The 16,758-nt window shown below is 74.0% G+C and carries 20 protein-coding genes; 16 read left to right on the top strand and 4 right to left on the bottom strand.

All coding sequences use genetic code 11. The features are described from left to right. The first annotated feature begins 9 nt into the window (after positions 1 to 9). Complete coding sequence (rraA, locus tag AC5RWQ_RS24555; RefSeq protein WP_494285009.1) at positions 10 to 495, top strand: ribonuclease E activity regulator RraA; 486 nt, start codon at positions 10 to 12, stop codon at positions 493 to 495. A 12-nt stretch (positions 496 to 507) separates the two neighbouring features. Here rraA and AC5RWQ_RS24550 read toward each other — a convergent pair whose 3' ends face one another. After that, the gene (locus tag AC5RWQ_RS24550; protein WP_494285008.1) at positions 508 to 1,317 is read right to left on the bottom strand and encodes a DUF3109 family protein; all 810 of its coding nucleotides are present in this window, start codon (positions 1,315 to 1,317) and stop codon (positions 508 to 510) included. A 73-nt stretch (positions 1,318 to 1,390) separates the two neighbouring features. Here AC5RWQ_RS24550 and AC5RWQ_RS24545 point away from each other — a divergent pair, with 73 nt between their 5' ends. Both AC5RWQ_RS24545 and AC5RWQ_RS24540 read left to right on the top strand, forming a co-directional pair. Further along, entirely contained in the window at positions 1,391 to 2,335 is a 945-nt protein-coding gene (locus AC5RWQ_RS24545; protein WP_494285007.1) for a Ppx/GppA phosphatase family protein, read from the top strand. A 76-nt stretch (positions 2,336 to 2,411) separates the two neighbouring features. After that, a complete protein-coding gene (locus AC5RWQ_RS24540; RefSeq protein ID WP_494285006.1) occupies positions 2,412 to 3,218 on the top strand; it encodes a sugar phosphate isomerase/epimerase family protein in 807 nt (268 codons plus the stop codon). A gap of 117 nt (positions 3,219 to 3,335) precedes the next feature. On the opposite strand, the gene AC5RWQ_RS24535 is transcribed toward AC5RWQ_RS24540, so the two are convergent. The 3 genes from AC5RWQ_RS24535 to AC5RWQ_RS24525 are packed head-to-tail and all read right to left on the bottom strand — an operon-like array spanning position 3,336 to position 5,368. Beyond that, a complete protein-coding gene (locus AC5RWQ_RS24535; RefSeq protein ID WP_494285005.1) occupies positions 3,336 to 3,902 on the bottom strand; it encodes a CGNR zinc finger domain-containing protein in 567 nt (188 codons plus the stop codon). 19 nt (positions 3,903 to 3,921) lie between these two features. Beyond that, positions 3,922 to 5,088: a glutathionylspermidine synthase family protein gene (locus AC5RWQ_RS24530; protein WP_494285004.1), complete on the bottom strand. Its 1,167-nt coding sequence runs from the start codon at positions 5,086 to 5,088 to the stop codon at positions 3,922 to 3,924. 1 nt (position 5,089) lies between these two features. After that, positions 5,090 to 5,368, bottom strand: coding sequence for a hypothetical protein (locus AC5RWQ_RS24525; protein WP_494285003.1), 279 nt, complete (start codon positions 5,366 to 5,368; stop codon positions 5,090 to 5,092). Positions 5,369 to 5,497: 129 nt separating this feature from the next. Between AC5RWQ_RS24525 and AC5RWQ_RS24520 the strand changes: the two genes are divergently transcribed. The 13 genes from AC5RWQ_RS24520 (at position 5,498) to AC5RWQ_RS24460 (ending at position 16,758) form a co-directional block, all read left to right on the top strand. After that, positions 5,498 to 6,418: a proline dehydrogenase family protein gene (locus AC5RWQ_RS24520; RefSeq protein WP_494285002.1), complete on the top strand. Its 921-nt coding sequence runs from the start codon at positions 5,498 to 5,500 to the stop codon at positions 6,416 to 6,418. Between the two features lie 114 nt (positions 6,419 to 6,532). Further along, positions 6,533 to 7,324, top strand: coding sequence for an alpha/beta fold hydrolase (locus tag AC5RWQ_RS24515; RefSeq protein WP_494285001.1), 792 nt, complete (start codon positions 6,533 to 6,535; stop codon positions 7,322 to 7,324). Next, on the top strand, positions 7,317 to 7,898 hold the full coding sequence (locus AC5RWQ_RS24510; protein WP_494285000.1) for a TetR/AcrR family transcriptional regulator: 582 nt from the start codon (positions 7,317 to 7,319) through the stop codon (positions 7,896 to 7,898). The genes AC5RWQ_RS24515 and AC5RWQ_RS24510 overlap by 8 nt, the downstream gene beginning before the upstream one ends. After that, entirely contained in the window at positions 7,895 to 8,230 is a 336-nt protein-coding gene (locus AC5RWQ_RS24505) for a DUF2568 domain-containing protein (RefSeq protein WP_494284999.1), read from the top strand. The genes AC5RWQ_RS24510 and AC5RWQ_RS24505 overlap by 4 nt, the downstream gene beginning before the upstream one ends. Before the next feature lie 123 nt (positions 8,231 to 8,353). Then, positions 8,354 to 9,640 carry a hypothetical protein gene (locus AC5RWQ_RS24500; RefSeq protein WP_494284998.1) on the top strand — a complete coding sequence of 429 codons (1,287 nt, stop codon included), beginning with the start codon at positions 8,354 to 8,356 and terminating at the stop codon, positions 9,638 to 9,640. Positions 9,641 to 9,983: 343 nt separating this feature from the next. Continuing rightward, complete coding sequence (locus tag AC5RWQ_RS24495) at positions 9,984 to 10,226, top strand: hypothetical protein (protein ID WP_494284997.1); 243 nt, start codon at positions 9,984 to 9,986, stop codon at positions 10,224 to 10,226. A gap of 55 nt (positions 10,227 to 10,281) precedes the next feature. Beyond that, on the top strand, positions 10,282 to 11,667 hold the full coding sequence (locus AC5RWQ_RS24490; RefSeq protein ID WP_494284996.1) for an efflux RND transporter periplasmic adaptor subunit: 1,386 nt from the start codon (positions 10,282 to 10,284) through the stop codon (positions 11,665 to 11,667). Beyond that, positions 11,664 to 12,515, top strand: coding sequence for an ABC transporter ATP-binding protein (locus AC5RWQ_RS24485; RefSeq protein ID WP_494284995.1), 852 nt, complete (start codon positions 11,664 to 11,666; stop codon positions 12,513 to 12,515). Before AC5RWQ_RS24490 ends, AC5RWQ_RS24485 begins: the two co-directional genes overlap by 4 nt. Next, positions 12,512 to 13,696 carry an ABC transporter permease gene (locus AC5RWQ_RS24480; RefSeq protein WP_494284994.1) on the top strand — a complete coding sequence of 395 codons (1,185 nt, stop codon included), beginning with the start codon at positions 12,512 to 12,514 and terminating at the stop codon, positions 13,694 to 13,696. Before AC5RWQ_RS24485 ends, AC5RWQ_RS24480 begins: the two co-directional genes overlap by 4 nt. A 222-nt stretch (positions 13,697 to 13,918) precedes the next feature. Further along, positions 13,919 to 14,128 carry a helix-turn-helix domain-containing protein gene (locus AC5RWQ_RS24475; RefSeq protein ID WP_334487057.1) on the top strand — a complete coding sequence of 70 codons (210 nt, stop codon included), beginning with the start codon at positions 13,919 to 13,921 and terminating at the stop codon, positions 14,126 to 14,128. A gap of 219 nt (positions 14,129 to 14,347) precedes the next feature. After that, positions 14,348 to 14,449 carry a 30S ribosomal protein bS22 gene (locus tag AC5RWQ_RS24470; protein ID WP_007465623.1) on the top strand — a complete coding sequence of 34 codons (102 nt, stop codon included), beginning with the start codon at positions 14,348 to 14,350 and terminating at the stop codon, positions 14,447 to 14,449. A 120-nt stretch (positions 14,450 to 14,569) separates the two neighbouring features. Next, positions 14,570 to 15,646 (top strand): NAD-dependent epimerase/dehydratase family protein, encoded by a 1,077-nt coding sequence (locus tag AC5RWQ_RS24465; protein ID WP_334487059.1) that lies wholly within the window; start codon positions 14,570 to 14,572, stop codon positions 15,644 to 15,646. A 236-nt stretch (positions 15,647 to 15,882) separates the two neighbouring features. After that, a complete protein-coding gene (locus tag AC5RWQ_RS24460; protein WP_494285062.1) occupies positions 15,883 to 16,758 on the top strand; it encodes a lysophospholipid acyltransferase family protein in 876 nt (291 codons plus the stop codon).

Below are 16,758 nucleotides of genomic sequence, written 5' to 3'. Positions count from 1 at the left end.
GGGACCACCATGCCGACCCCCACCGCCGACCTCTACGACCGGTACGGCGACGCGCTGGGCTCCTGCGACACCCAGCTGCGTCAGTTCGGTGCCGTCCGCGCCTTCGCCGGGCCGGCCGTCACGGTCCGCTGCTTCGAGGACAACGCCCTGCTCAAGTCGATCGTCGCCGAACCGGGCGAGGGACGGGTGCTGGTCGTCGACGGCGGCGGGTCGGTGCACACCGCGCTGATGGGCGACCTGATCGCCGGGACCGCGGCGGGCAACGGCTGGGCCGGCGTGGTGATCAACGGCGCGGTCCGGGACGTCACCGCCCTGGCCGGGCTGCCGATCGGCATCAAGGCGCTCGGCGTCAACCCGCGTAAGAGCGGCAAGACCGGCGCCGGTGAGCGGGACGTGCCGGTCTCCTTCGGCAACTGTGACTTCGCGCCGGGCGCGCAGGTGCACAGCGACGAGGACGGCGTGGTCGTCCTGCCGGTCGGCACCCGGGCGGGATAGCCCGGGGCGGGGTCAGGCCCCGCTGGCCGGGTGGGGGGCGATCTGGCCCTGGCGGAGCCGGGCCGCGCAGAGCTCGGCGAGCTTCGCGTACGCGGGGGTGCCGATCAGCGCGGTCAGCTCCGGGCCGTACGAGACGTACATCGGGTCGGTGCCGACGTGCGCGTCGGTGGAGGAGGTGCACCACCAGTCGAGGTCGTGCCCGCCGGCACCCCAGCCCCGCCGGTCGAACTCCGACAGGGTGGAGACCAGCACCTTGGTGTTGTCCGGGCGCTTGCTCCACTCCTGGTCCCGGCGGATCGGCAGCTGCCAGCAGACGTCCGGCTTGTACTCCAGCGGGTGCACCCCGTCCCGGAGCGCCTGGGCGTGCAGCGCGCAGCCGCCGCCACCGGCGAAGTCGGCGTCGTTGAGGAAGACGCAGGGCGCGTCGGGCCCCTGGGTGGCCGTGCGCCGGGCCGGGTTCTTGCCGTCGATGGTGTCGTTCTCGGTCCAGTTCTTGAAGCCGCGGCGGAAGTGCTGCCAGGTCGACGGGCTGAGCCGCTTGACCGCGTTGCGGACCCGCTTCTCGTCGTCCGAGTCGGTGAAGAACGCCCCGTGCGAGCAGCAGCCGTCGGCGGCTCGGCCGGCGACGATTCCGTGGCAGCCCTTGCCGAAGACGCAGGTCCAGCGGGAGAGCAGCCAGGTCAGGTCGGCGCGGACCAGGTGCTTCTCGTCGGCCGGGTCGGTGAACTCGATCCACTCGCGGGGGAAGTCCAACCCCACCTCGCGGCTGCGCGGGTCGTCGGGGTCGTCCACCAGCACCCGCAGTTCCACCTCGCTCGTCACCCGGACCAGCCTACGCGGGGTGACCGTCGCGGGCCGGCGAGCCGCGCAAACGTGTTGGCCCTAGGGTCGAAGGATGCGACTGGGTGTCCTCGACGTCGGTTCCAACACGGTGCATCTGCTGGTGGTCGACGCCCACCACGGCGCCCACCCCTGGCCGGCGCACTCCGAGAAGGTGGTGCTCCGGCTGGCCGAGCAGATCGGCCCGGACGGCGCGCTGACCGAGGCGGGTGCCGACGGCCTGGTCAAGGCGGTCGGGATGGCCCGCGCGGCCGCCGCCGGGCTGGCCGCCGACGACCTGCTCGCCTTCGCCACCTCCGCGGTACGCGACGCCACCAACGCGGCCGAGGTGCTGGCCCGGGTCCGCGAGGAGACCGGCGTACGCCTGAAGGTGCTCTCCGGCGCGGACGAGGCGCGGATGACCTTCCTCGCGGTGCGGCGGTGGTTCGGCTGGTCGGCGGGGCGGCTGCTGGTGATGGACATCGGCGGCGGTTCGCTGGAGCTGGCCGCCGGCATCGACGAGGGCCCGGACGTGGCCGAGTCGCTGCCGCTGGGTGCCGGCCGGCTGAGCCGGGAGCGGCTGCGGGTCGACCCGGCCGGCACCGCCCCACCCTCCGCCGACGCCGTGGAGGAGCTGCGGGAGTACGTCGACGCCCAGCTCGACCGGGTGGTGGAGAAGCTGACCGGGGTGGGTTGGGAGCGCCCGGTCGCCACCTCGAAGACGTTCCGGATGCTGGCCCGGCTGGCCGGCGCCGCGCCGTCGAGCGCCGGTCTGTGGGCCCGGCGCAGCCTCAGCCGGCCCGGGCTGCGGCAGGTCATCGGCTTCATCCGGCACATCCCGCCGGCCCAGCTCGTGGAGCTGGAGGGGGTCAGCGCGGGGCGCGCCCACCAGCTGCTCGCCGGGGCGGTGGTGGCCGAGGCGGTGATGCGTCGGCTCGACGTGCCGTCGCTGGACATCTGCCCCTGGGCGCTGCGGGAGGGCGTCATCCTCCGGCGGCTGGATCAGCTGGAACCGATGTGATCCGCGCCGGCCGTTCCGAGCGATTTGGGGATGCTCGTCCTGAAGTGGTGCGGGAAACCCGGCTACCCTGAGGGGCGTGACTTCCCGCGTCCCGGTGCTCCTCTCCAGTTCCTCGGTCTTCCCTGAGCGGACCGCGGCGGCGTTCCAGCTGGCCGCTGCGCTCGGCTACGACGGCGTCGAGGTGATGGTCTGGACCGACGCCGTCAGCCAGGACGCCGGCGCGCTGCGCGGCCTCTCCGAGCACTACGGCGTGCCGGTGCTGTCGGTGCACGCGCCCTGCCTGCTGGTCACCCAGCGGGTGTGGAGCCCCGACCCGTGGGAGCGGCTGCGCAAGGCGGCCGAGCTGGCCGAGACCCTGGAAGCGCCGACCGTCGTGGTGCACCCGCCGTTCACCTGGCAGCGCGACTACGCCCGGAACTTCGCCGAGGGGCTGGACGAGGTCGCCGGGCGGTTCACCGGGCTCCGCTTCGCGGTGGAGAACATGTACCCGGTGCGGATGGCCGGCCGGCAGTTCGTGCCGTACGTGCCCGGCTGGGACCCGACCGAGACCGGGTACGCCTCGTACACCCTCGACCTGTCGCACTGCGCGGCGTCGCACACCGACTCGCTGGCGATGGCGGACCGGATGGGCGCCGGGCTGGCGCACGTGCACCTGGGTGACGGCACCGGCGAGGGGCGCGACGAGCACCTGGTGCCCGGGCGGGGCGGCCAGCCCTGCGCCGAGCTGCTCCGCTCGCTGGCCGGGCGCGGCTTCACCGGCTCGGTGGCCGTCGAGGTGACCACCCGCGGCGCGAAGAGCCGCGCCGTCCGCGAGGCCGACCTCCGCGAAGCCCTGGCATTCGCCCGCGCCAACCTGACCGCCCCCTCCCCAGTCGACGCCTAACCCCCCGCGGGCCCCAGCGAGCCCTCCGCCCCCGTTGATCAAGGAGTTTGCGGAAAAATACGGCCCGATTCGTGCGCAAACTTCTTGATCAACTCTGTCCCGGGCGGGGGCGGGGGGTCAGGCTGGGGTTAGGGAGTCGGCGGGGGTGGAGAGTTGTTCGCCGATGGCGGCGCGCTTGCGGGCGCGGTGGGCGGCGACGTGGGATCGGGTGGCGCAGCGCTCCGAGCAGAACCGGCGGCAGCAGTTGGACGAGGTGTCCAGGTAGACGTTGCCGCACCGCTCGTCGGCGCAGACGCCGAACCGGGCACTGCCGTACTCGCACAGCCAGACGGACAGCCCCCAGACGGCGCCGGCCAGGTATTCCGCGCTCACCGAGGCGCCCCGGCTGGTGACGTGCATATGCCAGTCGCTGGAGTCGTGGCCGGAGATCCGCGGCTGGACCGGGAACGCCTCCAGCATGGCGTTCAGTTCGGCGACCGCCTGGCCGTCCCGCCCGGAGGTGCCGTACTCGAACACGTCGCGGAGGCGCTTCTGCGCCCGCCGGAAGATGACCAGGTCGCGTTCGGCGACCTCGTCGCGCATCCACGCGTTCTCGTCGGGGAAGAGGGCGCGCAGGTCGTCGAGGTCGTCCAGGCGGGAGTTGACGAGGTCAACGCCGGTCCGGGCGTACGCGTCGAAGTTCACGACACCAACGGTAGACGACTCACGGGGTGCGCGGCGCGTCGATGTAGTGCGGCACGAAGCGCGCGTAACCGTCGGTGATCAGGCTCTCGCTCTCCCGTACGCCCACGCCGGCCGACTCGCCGTCGACGATCCAGCTGCCGAGCACCGTCCGGTTGCCGGCGAACTCGGGCAGCGCCCGGAACTCCTGGTAGCAGAAGCCCTCGTCGCCGTAGATGCCCGGATTGGTGATCTCGGTGTCGCCGGTGACGATCCGCACCGATCCGCCCTCCCGGCCGAGCAGCGGCTTGGCCACGTATTCCGACATGCCGCGCGGTGAGTCCAGGTACGCCGGGAGCAGCAACTCGTGGCCCGGGTAGAGCTCCCAGAGCACGGCGAGCAGCGCCTTGTTCGACAGCAGCAGCTTCCAGGCCGGCTCGATCCAGGTGGTCGGGGTGCCCGGGTCCAGCGCCGGCGGCCCGTACGGCTCGGCCAGCATCCACTCCCAGGGGTAGAGCTTGAAGCAGGTGGTCACCGGGCGGTCGTCGGCGTCGACGAAGCGGCGGCCGTCCCAGCCGACGTGCTGGATCGGCAGCAGCGTGACGTCCAGCCCGGCCTGCCGGGCGGTCTCGGCCAGGTAGCCGGCGGTGATCTGGTCCTCGCCCGACTCCTCCTCGTTCGACCAGGCCACGTGCACCCGGCGGTCGTGCAGCCCGGCGCCGATCTTGGCCCAGGCGCCGACCAGCCGCTCGTGCAGGCTGTTCCACTGGTCGGCCTCGGGCCGGGTCTGCTCCAGCCAGAACCACTGGATGATGCTCGCCTCGACCAGCGCGGTGGGGGTGTCCGCGTTGTACTCCAGCAGCTTCGGCGGCCAGCTGCCGTCGTAGGCGAGATCGAAGCGGCCGTAGAGGGTGGGAGGCGTCTCGCGCAGCGACCGGGCGACCGCCTCGGCGGCCCACGCCGGGATGCCGAATTCGGCGTACCGGCCGCGGGCCACCACGTGCGCGGCGGCGGCCACCGACATCCGGTGCAACTCCTCGGTCGCCTCCTCCAGCCGGAGCACCTCGTCCAGGTCGAAGGCGTACGCCGCGGTCTCGTCCCAGTACGACATGATCCCGCCGTCGGGCAGCTCGGTGTCGACGTACACCAGGCCCTGCGAGCGGATGGTGGCGTCCCAGTCCGGCCGGGGGGTGGCCGCCTCGCGCCGCACCTCAGCCGCCGCAGGAGGCGAGGTGGGTGCCGAAGCCGCCCCGCTCGGGCAGCGCGGCGGCCACCGGTCGGGGCTCGGCGGCGCGGGCGCCGGTGGCGACCGCCGGGACCCGCATGGCCAGCGCCACCGTGTCGCCGCCTCCGCCGGCCGGGCCGAGGGCGCAGTCGTCATCGTCGTCGTCGGACGTCATGTTGCAGCCGGAGAGGGCGAGCGCCAGGGCGGTGAGCGCGCCGAGCTGCACGGAGGCCGACCGGAGCCGGCGGCGAGGGTGTGGTTGCACGTCATCGTTGTAACCGATGAACGCCAGCGTGGTGGCCCCCAGGTGCGGCCTGTGATGCGGTTGGGACCTGCCGCCGGCGCTCCGGCCGCCCCCCGGCGCGGGGCCGGCGACGGGCGTTACGCTCGGCTCATGCTCCGTTCCGTCATCCTCGCCGCCTCCCGGTCATCCCAGGTCGAGCGGCTCGTCGCGACGGCCCCGTTCACCCGGGACGTCGTCCGCCGGTTCGTCGCCGGCGCCGGTACCGACGACGCGTTGCGCGCGACCCGCGAACTCGTCGCCGACGGCCTCGCGGTCACCCTCGACAACCTCGGTGAGGACACCGTCACCCCCGAGCAGGCCAACGCCACCCGGGACGAATATCTCAAGCTGCTGAAGCTGCTCTCCGGCGCGGGGCTGACCCCGGCCGCGGAGGTCAGCGTGAAGCTTTCCGCACTCGGCCAGAAGTTCGACGAGCAGCTCGCCTACGACAACGCCCGGGCGATCTGCGCGGCGGCCGACGAGGCGGGCACCACGGTCACCCTGGACATGGAGGACCACACCACCACCGACTCGACGCTGGACCTGCTGGCGAAGCTGCGCAAGGACTACCCGTCGACCGGCGCGGTGCTCCAGGCGTACCTGCGGCGCACCGAGTCGGACTGCCGGGAGCTGGCCGGCGTCGGGTCCCGGGTGCGGCTCTGCAAGGGCGCGTACAAGGAGCCGGAGTCGGTGGCGTACCAGTCCGCCCGGGAGGTGGACAAGTCGTACGTGCGCTGCCTGAACGCGCTGATGGCCGGCGACGGCTACCCGATGCTGGCCACCCACGACCCGCGGCTGATCGCCATCGGCGAGGACCGGGCCCGGTGGTTCGACCGGGGGCCGGACCGCTTCGAGTTCCAGATGCTCTACGGCATCCGTCCCGAGGAGCAGGCCCGGCTGGTCGGCGAGGGCTACACGGTGCGCACCTACCTGCCGTACGGCGAGGACTGGTACGGCTACCTGATGCGCCGGCTCGCCGAGCGCCCCGCGAACCTGATGTTCTTCGGCCGGGCGCTGGTCTCGAAGAAGTAGCCCCAGCGGTCCCGGTACGGGCCGGCGGAGACCCTCGTGTCCCGCCGGCCCGTTCCTGTTTCGCGACCGGTTCGGCGCTTGACGAGTGAAGCTAATGCAGTTAGCTTTATGGCTATGACGATTAGCCAGATGGAGCGGGACGGCGGCACGATCGCGTACGAGGTGCACGGGGAGGGCCCGCTGGTGGTCCTCTCGCACGGGATGGGGGAGAACCGGCGGGCCTTCCGCCACCTGATCCCCCTGCTGGTCGAGGCCGGTTACCGGGTGGCCTCGGTGGACGTCCGCGGGCACGGCGACTCCAGCCCGCACTGGCCGACGTACGCCCCGGCCGAGGTCGGCGCCGACCTGCTCGCCGTGGTCCGTACCCTCGGCGGGCCGGCCACCCTGGTCGGCAGCTCGTCCAGCGCGGCGGCCGTGGTCTTCGCCGCCGGTGACGCGCCCGACCTGGTCAACGGCATCGTCCAGGTCAGCCCGTTCGTCGCCCAGCCCAAGCCGAACCCGGTCCTGCGGGTCGCCCAAGCGGCGGTGCTGCGCAGCCCCCGGCTCTTCGGGATGTTCCACAGGACGCTCTTCCCCGGCCCCCGGCCGGCCGACGACGCCGCGTACCGCCGGGAGCTGGTGGCCGGGCTGCGCGGCCGGATGGACGCGGTGCGTGGGGTGATCGCCCCGGTCGCGCCGTACTGGACCGACCGGGCCCGCGACGTGCGGCAGCCCGTGCTGATCCTGATGGGCACGAAGGACCCCGACTTCCCGGACCCGGGCGCGGAGGCGCGGGCGGCCCGCCGGCTCTTCGCCACCGCCGAGGCCCGCATGGTCGACGATTCCGGCCACTACCCGCACGCCGACCAGCCGGCGGCCACCGCCGCGCAGCTGGCGGAATTCCTGGCGGTGACCTCCCGTGCCTAGGGCCGGGCTCACCCCGCACACCGTCGTCCGGGAGGCGGCCCGGCTCGCCGACGAGGTCGGCTACGACAAGCTGACCCTCGCCGCCGTCGCCGGCCGGCTCGGCGTCGCGCTGCCCAGCCTCTACAAGCACGTCCGCGGCGCCGACGCGCTGGGTCAGCAGCTCGCCGCCCTGGCCCTGGCCGAGCTGGCCGCCGAGATGACCTCGGCGGCCGCCGGTCGGGCCGGCCGGGACGCGCTGCGCGCCGTCGCCGACGCCTGGCGGGGATACGCCCGCCAGCACCCCGGCCGCTACCCGGCCGCCCAGCAGGTGCCCGACCCCGACGACCCCGCCCACGTCGAGGCCGGCCGGCTGGCGCTCGACGCGGTCTACGCGATCCTGCGGGGGTACGGCCTGACCGGCGACGACGCGGTCGACGCGGCCCGGACCTTCCGCAGCGCGGTGCACGGCTTCGTCACCCTGGAGGCGAGCGGCGGGTTCGGCCTGCCCCGGGGCATGGACCGCTCCTTCGACCAGCTGGTGGCCGCCCTGGACACCGCGTTCCGCAACTGGCCGGACCCCGCAGGTGCGCGGTGAAGGCGCTGCTGCTCACCCTCGCGTTCCTGCTGGAGCTGGCGATGCTCGCCGCCGCCGGCTGGTGGGGGTTCCACCTCGACGCGGGGCTCGCCGTGCGGCTGCTCGCCGGGCTCGGTGCGCCGCTGCTGATCGCGGCCGTCTGGGGCGTCCTCTGCTCGCCGAAGGCCGCCGTGCACCTGCCCCCGGCCGCGAAGTACGCCGCCCAGGCCGCCTGCTTCGTGACCGCCGGGCTGCTGCTCGCGCTGGCCGGCCAGCCGCTGCTCGGGACGCTCCTGGTCGTCGGCTGGGCGGCCGACCGGGCGATACTGAGCCGCGCCGGCCACCCGGCCTGAGCCGCGCCGGCCCGGGGCCTGGACCGGGCCGGGCCACCAGGCGAGCCGCGCGTCCGCGGGGGCGGCACGCCCGACGCGCGGGTGGGTCTGGCCGGATGGTTCGGCTGGTCGTACCCTTCGCCGGTGACCGACGGGGTGGACGAGCCGCGACCGCGCCGACGCTGGCCGCTCTGGACGGCGCTCGCGGTGGTCGTGGTGCTGCTCGGCTGCGGCCTGCCGGCCGCGGTGCTGACCGTCGTGATCGACCGCGGCACCAGCGACGGCCCGACCTGGAGCCCGCCCTCCGCCGCATCCGACGACCCCGCCAACCTGGCCGCCCGCCGGCTCGGCGAACGGCTGACCGCGCGACTCGACGGGCAGGCCACCGCCCTGCTCGGCGGGGACCGGACCGGCTTCCTCGCCGTCGCCGACCGGTCCGCCCAGCCCGTCCTGGCCCGCCGGTACGCGGCGCTGCGGGCGCTGCGGGTCACCGTCTGGCGGGCCGAGCGGGACGGCCCGCCCACCCCCGTCCCGGGCCGGCCGGGCCAGTGGCGCCAACCGGTCACCTTCCGCTACTGCTTCGTGGTGCCGAACTGCTCCCCGAGCCCGGTGTCGGTCAGCACCCGCTGGCGGGTGGCGGGCGACGCTCCGGTGCTGCTCGCCGTCGAGGAGTCCCAGTCGGGGCAGACCGCCGCCCGACCCTGGGAGGTCAGCGAGCTGGTCGCGGCCGTCGGCCCGCGCACTGTGGTGGCCACCACCCCCGCGCTGCGCGGGAAGCTGCCCGCCCTGCTCGCGGAGGCCGAGTCGGCCGCCCGGGTGGCCGACCTGTACGCGGTGGCCGGCCCGCCACCGGACCGGTACCGGGTGTTCTACGCCGGCCCGGCCGAGTGGCGGCGCTGGTACGGCGGTGGTCGCCCGAAGTGGACGGCCGGCTACGCGGTCGGGATCGGCGGCGGGCAGCACGAGGTGGTGCTGAACGCCGAGACGCTCCCCACCGGCGGCGCCGGCGCGCTGCTGCGGCACGAGTTGACCCACGCCGCCTCGCTGCCCGACCAGAGTTCCCCCGGGCGGGCTCTCTGGTGGCTGAAGGAGGGGCTGGCCGAGTACGCCGGCGCGAACGGGGCACCCGTGGTCCGCTACGAGGGGCTGGACGAGGTGCGCGCGCTGCTGCGCGGCTGGGACGGCCGGCTGGACAGCCTGGCGCCGGCCGCCGACGACCCGGCGGACCGGGCCGGTGGCGCCTACGGCGTCGGCTACCTCGCCGTGCACCACCTCGTCGACCGCTACGGCGAGCAGCGGACGCTGGAGTTCTTCCGGGCTGTCGTGCACGACCGCCGGTCCCTGGACGACGCCGCCGAGCAGGTGTTCGGCGACCCCTGGGGGCCGCTGCACGACGAGTGCGTCGGGTACGTCCGCGCCACCGCCGGGTGACATCGACCGGGCTCTTGACGATCTCTCCCCGCTAGAGGACCGAGATTCCCTCCACGCTGCGCGTGGAACACGCGGCGTCCGGGTGGATTACCGCTTCGCCGCGCGGTGCCACCATCGCTGGTGGTCTGATCCGCGCTCCACGGTCGTTTTGAAACTGCACACCGGACAGTCTCGCAGTGGCGTATGACAGATGTCGTCACGTCCGCGCCATCTCTTGTTGAGATCACCTCACTGGCGTTGCTGGAACCGCGACCACAGTCGAAGTCATCATCCTGTGTATCGTGGTCTGCTCCTTCAATCCGAATATCGTCGGCGCTTAGCGCAATGAAGGAGGTGGGGGCCGTTGAGTGAACTGGGCGTTAGTCGTCCCCAGAAGCATTGGCCGTGCCGCTACTTCTCCGTATCGCTGCCTTTCGGCGAAGACCAGGGGGATGTGGCTGCTCTCTTGCGGCGTGCAGCTGACTCCATCGACCGGCTTGCGGAAGACGGGGAGCTTGAGATCATTGGGCTCACGTACACCGACGACGAGGTGAACGAAAACGGCGATTGGCCGTCCATCACCGTCTTCTACACGCTTGAGTCCTAGCGAGACGACACACGGCAGTTCCGGGTTGGGTGTGGCGCACTCGTACGATCGACGGGTGCGCCGCACCCACTCGCCGCGGCTGCCCGTAGCCCCGCGGCCCCGCCTGCTCACCGCCCTGCTCGCCGTCGTCGTCCTCACCGGTACCACCGCCGCCTCCTGCGGCGACGAGAAGTCCACCGTCGCGCTGGCCCCGGCCGGCCGGTCCGCGGTCGCCGAGGTGATCGACGCCCCGGCCACCGTCACCGCCCGGGCCGCCGCCACCCTGACCGCGCCCGCCGACGGCACCCTGGCCAGCCTGCGGGTCCAGCCCGGCCAGCGGGTGACCCGCGGTCAGGTGCTCGCCGTGGTCGCCTCCCCCGAGGCCCAGCAGCGGCTCCGGCAGGCCCGTGACGCCCTCCGGGCCGCCGACCGGGCCGGCCGGGGCGTCGGCACGGGCGACCTCACCGGCCGCCGGCGCGGCACCGACAAGGCCGCCGACGAGGCGTTCGACACCGCCCGGGACGCCGCTGGGAAGATCGCCGATCCGCAGGTCCGCGACGCCCTGCTGGCCCAGGTCACCTCCGCCCAGCAGCAGTACGCCGCCGCGGCGCGCACCGCCGACCAGGCGGTCCGGTCGGTGCAGCGCGGCGTGGCCGGGCTGAACTCCGCCGTCGGCGCGCTCTCGGCCGCGCAGCGCCTCCAGGCCCGCCAGGCGTACGACCTGGCCAGGGCGACCGTCGACGCGCTGACCCTGCGCGCCCCGATCGGCGGCGTGGTGCAGCCCGGCGGCACCCCCGCCGGCGGCGGGACGGATCTCGCCGGGCTGCTCGGTGCCTCCGGCGGGCAGCTGCCCGCCGGGCTCGACCCGTCGACGCTCACCCCGTCCCGGTCCGGCCCGCCGGCCGGGGTGGACGACGCGATCCCGGTCGGCGGTCGGGTCACCGCCGGCACCCCCGTCCTGACCATCGTGGACACCGCTGCGCTCGGGCTGTTCGCCGAGGTGGACGAGACCGACGTGCTGCTGGTCCGCGCCGGCCTGACCGGCACCGTCGAGCTGGACGCGGTCACCGGCGCCAGCTACGCCGCCACGGTCCGCTCGGTCGACGTGCTCCCCACCAGCTCGGCCCGGGGCGGCGTCAGCTACCGGGTACGCCTCGCCCTGGGCGCCGGCCGGCTCGGCGAGGGGGAGCCGGCTCCGGCCCCCCGCCCCGGCATGAACGCCGTGGTCCACCTGCGGGTACGCGAGGCGGCCGACGCGGTCGCCGTACCGGCCTCGGCGGTCTTCTCCGCCGACGGCCGGGACGCCGTCTGGCTGGTCCGGGACGGCCACGCCGACCAGGTGCCGGTCACCGTGGGCGTCCAGGGGCAGGACCTGGTGCAGATCCTCGACGGGGTGTCGGCCGGTGACCGGGTGGTGGTACGCGGCGCCGACCAGGTCCGCGACGGCCAGGAGGTCGGGTGACGCCGGCGATCGAGGCGGTGGACGTCTCCCGGACGTACCAGCTCGACGGCGTCTCGGTGCCCGCGCTGCGCGGGGTGTCGCTGACCGTCCAGCCCGGCGACTACGTGGCGCTGGTCGGGCCCTCGGGCTCGGGCAAGTCCACCCTGATGCACCTGCTGGGCGGGCTGGACCGGCCGACCGGCGGCCGGCTGGTCATCGGCGGGCGGGACGTCGCCAGCCTCTCCCCGCCGGAGATGGCCACCCTGCGCAACGAGACCATCGGCTTCGTCTTCCAGGCGTTCCACCTGCTGCCGCGTACCTCGGCGGTGGAGAACGTGGCGTTGCCACTGGTCTACCGGGGGGTGGCCGCCCGGCAGCGCCGGGAGCGGGCGGCGGCGGTGCTGGGCCGGGTCGGCCTGGGGCACCGGCTGGGCCACCGTCCGAACCAGATGTCCGGCGGTGAGCAGCAGCGGGTGGCGATCGCCCGCGCGCTGGTCACCGACCCGACGGTGCTGCTCGCCGACGAACCGACCGGCAACCTGGACACCGCGACCGGCCAGGCGGTGCTGGCCCTGCTGGAGCGGCTGAACGCCGAGTCGGGGGTGGCGCTGGTGATGGTCACCCACGACAACGAGGTGGCGGCCCGGGCCCGGCGGCGGATCGCCATGCGGGACGGGGTGGTGGTCTCCGACAGCGCCCATGATCGACCGCCGTTCGAGGCCGGGGAGGCACCTGACACACTGGATGGCGCTCCCAGCGCGGAGCCCCGGTCCGCGTCCGGAAGCGGCCCGGGGCACCCGTCCGGTGGCTCCGGTGGGCCCACCGGAGCCACCGGACGCCTTCCGCGCGACATCGGCGGTGCGTCGTGAGGCTGGCCGAGGCGTGGCGGGTGGCGCTGGACGCGCTGCGGGCCAACCGGATGCGCAGCGCGCTGACCATGCTCGGCGTGATCATCGGGGTGGCCTCGGTGGTGCTCCTGGTCGCCATCGGCACCGGCACCAAGCAGCAGGTGGAGCGCCAGGTCGAGGGGCTCGGCTCCAACCTGCTGCTGGTCGTACCGGGGAAGATCGATGTGGGAACCGCGCCGGTGGTCTCCCCGCTGACCCTGCGGGACGTGGACGCGGTCACCCGGGTGGTCGGCGATCCCGGCCGGGTCGCCGTGACGGTGACCTCCGGCGCGACCGCCCGGGCCGGCAACCGGTCCGACTTCACCACCGTCCAGGGTGTGCTGGAGACGACCCCGGCGGTCTTCACCCGCTCGCTCGCCCGGGGCCGCTACCTCACCCGCGCGGACGTCGACACCAGCCGGCGGGTCGCGGTGCTCGGCACGTCGGTGGCCCGGGCGCTCTTTCCCGACCGGGATCCGCTCGGCCAGCAGGTGTCGCTGGCCGGGGTGCGGTTCCGGGTGATCGGCGTGTTCGCCCCGCTGGGGCAGAGCCTGGGCGTGGACCGGGACGACGAGGTGCACGTGCCGGTCACCGCCGCGCAGCGGCTCTGGGGCACCCAGCGGGTGGACGGCATCGCGGTCAAGGCCCCGGACCGGGAGCGGATCGGCGAGCTGGGCGACCGGATCGTCGCCGAGCTGGGCCGCCGGCACCCGGACACCGAGTTCAGCGCGGTCACCCAGCAGCAGATCCTCGGCGTGCTCGGCGACATCCTGGGCGTGCTCACCGGGGTGCTGGCCGCCATCGCCGGGATCTCCCTGCTGGTCGGCGGGGTGGGGGTCTCCAACATCATGCTGGTCTCGGTACGGGAGCGGACCCGGGAGATCGGCCTGCGCAAGGCGGTCGGCGCCCGCCCGCGGGACATCGGGGTGCAGTTCCTGCTGGAGGCGGTGCTGCTCACCTCGATCGGCGGGCTGACCGGGATGGCGCTCGGCGTGGGCACCGCGCTGCTGGTCGACGCGTTCTCGCCGATCCCGGCGGCGATCACCTGGTGGTCGCTGGCGCTGGCCTTCGGGGTCTCGGCCGCGGTGGGCATCGTCTTCGGGGTGGTCCCCGCGCAGCGGGCCGGCAGACTCGACCCGGTGGTCGCGCTGCGCGCCGAGTGAGGACGGTGGCACCGGTCCCGGCAACGGGACGTCGGGCGCGGCCAGGCGTAAAACCCCTGCTCACGGTCGGGTGAACCGCCGGTCAATCATGATCAGTTGTACGAAGGGATCGCGCCGGTCACAGCGGCCCCGCTACCGTACTGGTAACACGCGCGTTCGCCGGCCCGGGTGGGACCACCCGTCGGGTGGCTCGCGCCGGGCATGGGATGGGTCGGGTGAGCCATGGCCGGGTCACAGTCCGACGGTCGGCTGTCGGATGTCAAGTTCCTGACCGTCGCCGAGGTGGCGTCGGTCATGCGGGTGTCGAAGATGACGGTCTACCGTCTGGTGCACAGCGGTGAGCTCACCGCCGTCCGGGTCGGCCGTTCCTTCCGGGTGCCCGAGCACGCGGTGCACGACTATCTCCGGGGCGCCTTTCAGGAATCCGCCTGACCCGTCCCCCGGCGGCCCGCCGAGTACGACGTAACGGGCATCGACGGGGGCGCGTTGGTCCTGCTGATGCTCTCCGGCTACCCTGGAGCCGACCGTGACCGCTCGCCGGTGCGCCCCACTGCCACCAGGCTGGTCCGGTCCGTTGTCCGCACGCGGTCACCGGCGTCACCGCAGTGACGTCGCCCGTCCGCCCCGCACGTTCCATTGAAAGGCTGTCGTATGGGCTCGGTGGTCAAGAAGCGCCGCAAGCGCATGGCTAAGAAGAAGCACCGCAAGCTGCTGCGCAAGACCCGCGTCCAGCGTCGCCGTCTCGGCAAGTGACCGATGCCGGGCCACGGCCCGGCATCCGGTACCACTTGCCAACTGTCGACCCTCGGAGGCTCAGGTGATCAGGCCGCGGACATCCCGGCTCGGTCCCTCCTGCCGGTCAGGGCGTGCGCGATGACCCCCGGTGGCACCTCAGGTGCTCCGGGGGTCGTCGTCGTGACCGGGGTCGGTCGCTACCTCGGCGCGCACGTCGCCGCCCGGCTCGCCGCCGACCCGCGGATCGAGCGGGTGATCGGGGTGGACCCGACCACTCCCGGCCCCGAGGTCACCGACCTGCTCGACCGGGTCGAGCGGATCCGGCTCGACCTCGGCTCGCTCGGCGGCCTCCTCGCCGACCTCGACGTCGACGCCGTCGTCCACCTCGCCCTGGTCAGCGCCCCCGACCCGCAGCACGGCGGCCGGGCGGCGATGAAGGACCAGAACGTCATCGGCACCATGCAGCTGCTCGCCGCCTGCCAGCGCGCCCCCCGGCTGCGCAAGCTGGTGGTCCGCTCCTCGACCGCCGCGTACGGCGCGTCGTTCCGCGACCCGGCCGTGTTCACCGAGGAGACCGAGCCGCGCGAGGTGCCGCGCGGCGGTTTCGGCCGCGACATCCTCGACATCGAGGGGTACGTCCGCGGCTTCCGCCGCCGACGCCCCGACGTCACCGCCACCGTGCTGCGCTTCGCGCCGTTCATCGGCTCGACCGCCGACACCACGCTCACCCGCTACTTCTCCCAGCCGGTGGTGCCCACCGTCTTCGGGCGCGACCCGCGGTTGCAGTTCGTGCACTTCGACGACGCCCTCGAGGTGCTGCACCGGTCGATCGCCGAGGACCACCCGGGGACGTACAACGTGGCCGGTCCGGGCGTGCTCTCCCTCTCCCAGGCGATCCGCCGGGCCGGCCGGGTGGCGATGCCGGTGCTGGAACCGGGCCTGTCCGGGGCCGCCGCGGTCGCCCGCAACCTCGGCTTCGGCCGGTACGGCCTGGACCAGGTCGACCTCTTCGTGCACGGCCGGGTGGTCGACACCAGCCGGCTGGAGCGGGAGTACGGCTTCACCCCGCGCTCCACCGCCGCCGCGTTCGAGGACTTCATCCGCGCCCACCACGGTGGCGTGGTGGTCAGCCGGGACAATCTCGCCGCCGCGGAACAGTTGGTGCTGGAGAGCATCCGGCAGGTCCGCACGGCCGTCCGGGAGCGCTCGTCGTGACCGCCGAAGGACCCGACTCCGGCGCGCACGGCCGGTACGACGTACCCCTGACCGTGGCCGGACCGGACGCGGAGCCGGTGCGGCGCAACGGGCACCGGCGCCGGACGGCCGCCGCCGCGAGACCCGCCGTCGACCCGGCGGCGCAGGACGAGCCGGACACTGCCGCGACCGACGAGCCGGACACCGCCGCGACCGACCAGCCGGTGGCGACGCCGACGGCCGGCGACCTCCCGGCCCTGCCGGACGGGGCGGCGGTGGCGGACCGGCCCGGTGACCACTGGGACCGCAAGGTCGCCTCCGGCCTGGCGTTCCTGCGCCGGCGGCTCTCCGGCGACTACGAGGTCGACGAGTTCGGCTTCGACCCGGACCTCACCGGCTCGGTCTTCCACCCGCTGCTGCGGGTGCTCTACCGGGACTGGTTCCGCACCGAGGTCAGCGGGCTGGAGAACGTGCCCGCCGACGGGCCCGGCCTGGTGGTCGGCAACCACTCCGGCACGGTCGCGCTCGACGCGCTGATCCTCTCCACCGCGCTGCACGACCAGCACCCCGAGCACCGCTACCTGCGGCTGCTCGGCGCGGACCTGGTGTTCCGGATGCCGGTGGTCTCCGAGATCGCCCGCAAGACCGGCGGCACGGTGGCCTGCAACCCGGACGCGGAACGGCTGCTCGGCAACGGCGAGCTGGTCGGAGTCTTCCCGGAGGGCTTCAAGGGCGTCGGCAAGCTCTACTCCGACCGCTACAAGCTGCAACGCTTCGGCCGGGGCGGATTCGTCTCGGCGGCGCTGCGCACCGGCACCCCGATCGTGCCGGTCGCCATCGTCGGCGGCGAGGAGATCTATCCGATGCTCGCCGACGTCAAGCCGCTCGCCCGGCTGCTCAAGCTGCCGTACTTCCCGGTCACGCCGACGTTCCCGTGGCTGGGGCCGCTGGGCATGGTGCCGCTGCCGAGCAAATGGCTGATCGAGTTCTGCCCGCCGATCCCGACGGCCCACCTGACCGACTCGGCCGACGATCCGCTGGTCGTGTTCAACCTGGCCGACCAGGTCCGGGAGACCATCCAGCACACCCTGCACAAGCTGCTGGAACGCCGCCCCGACCCGTTCGGCCCCTGA

The sequence above is a fragment of the Micromonospora sp. BS32 genome (assembly GCF_059089345.1).
The sequence above is the reverse complement of the archived record's forward strand: the minus strand, read 5'-3'. Positions and strand labels throughout refer to the sequence as shown.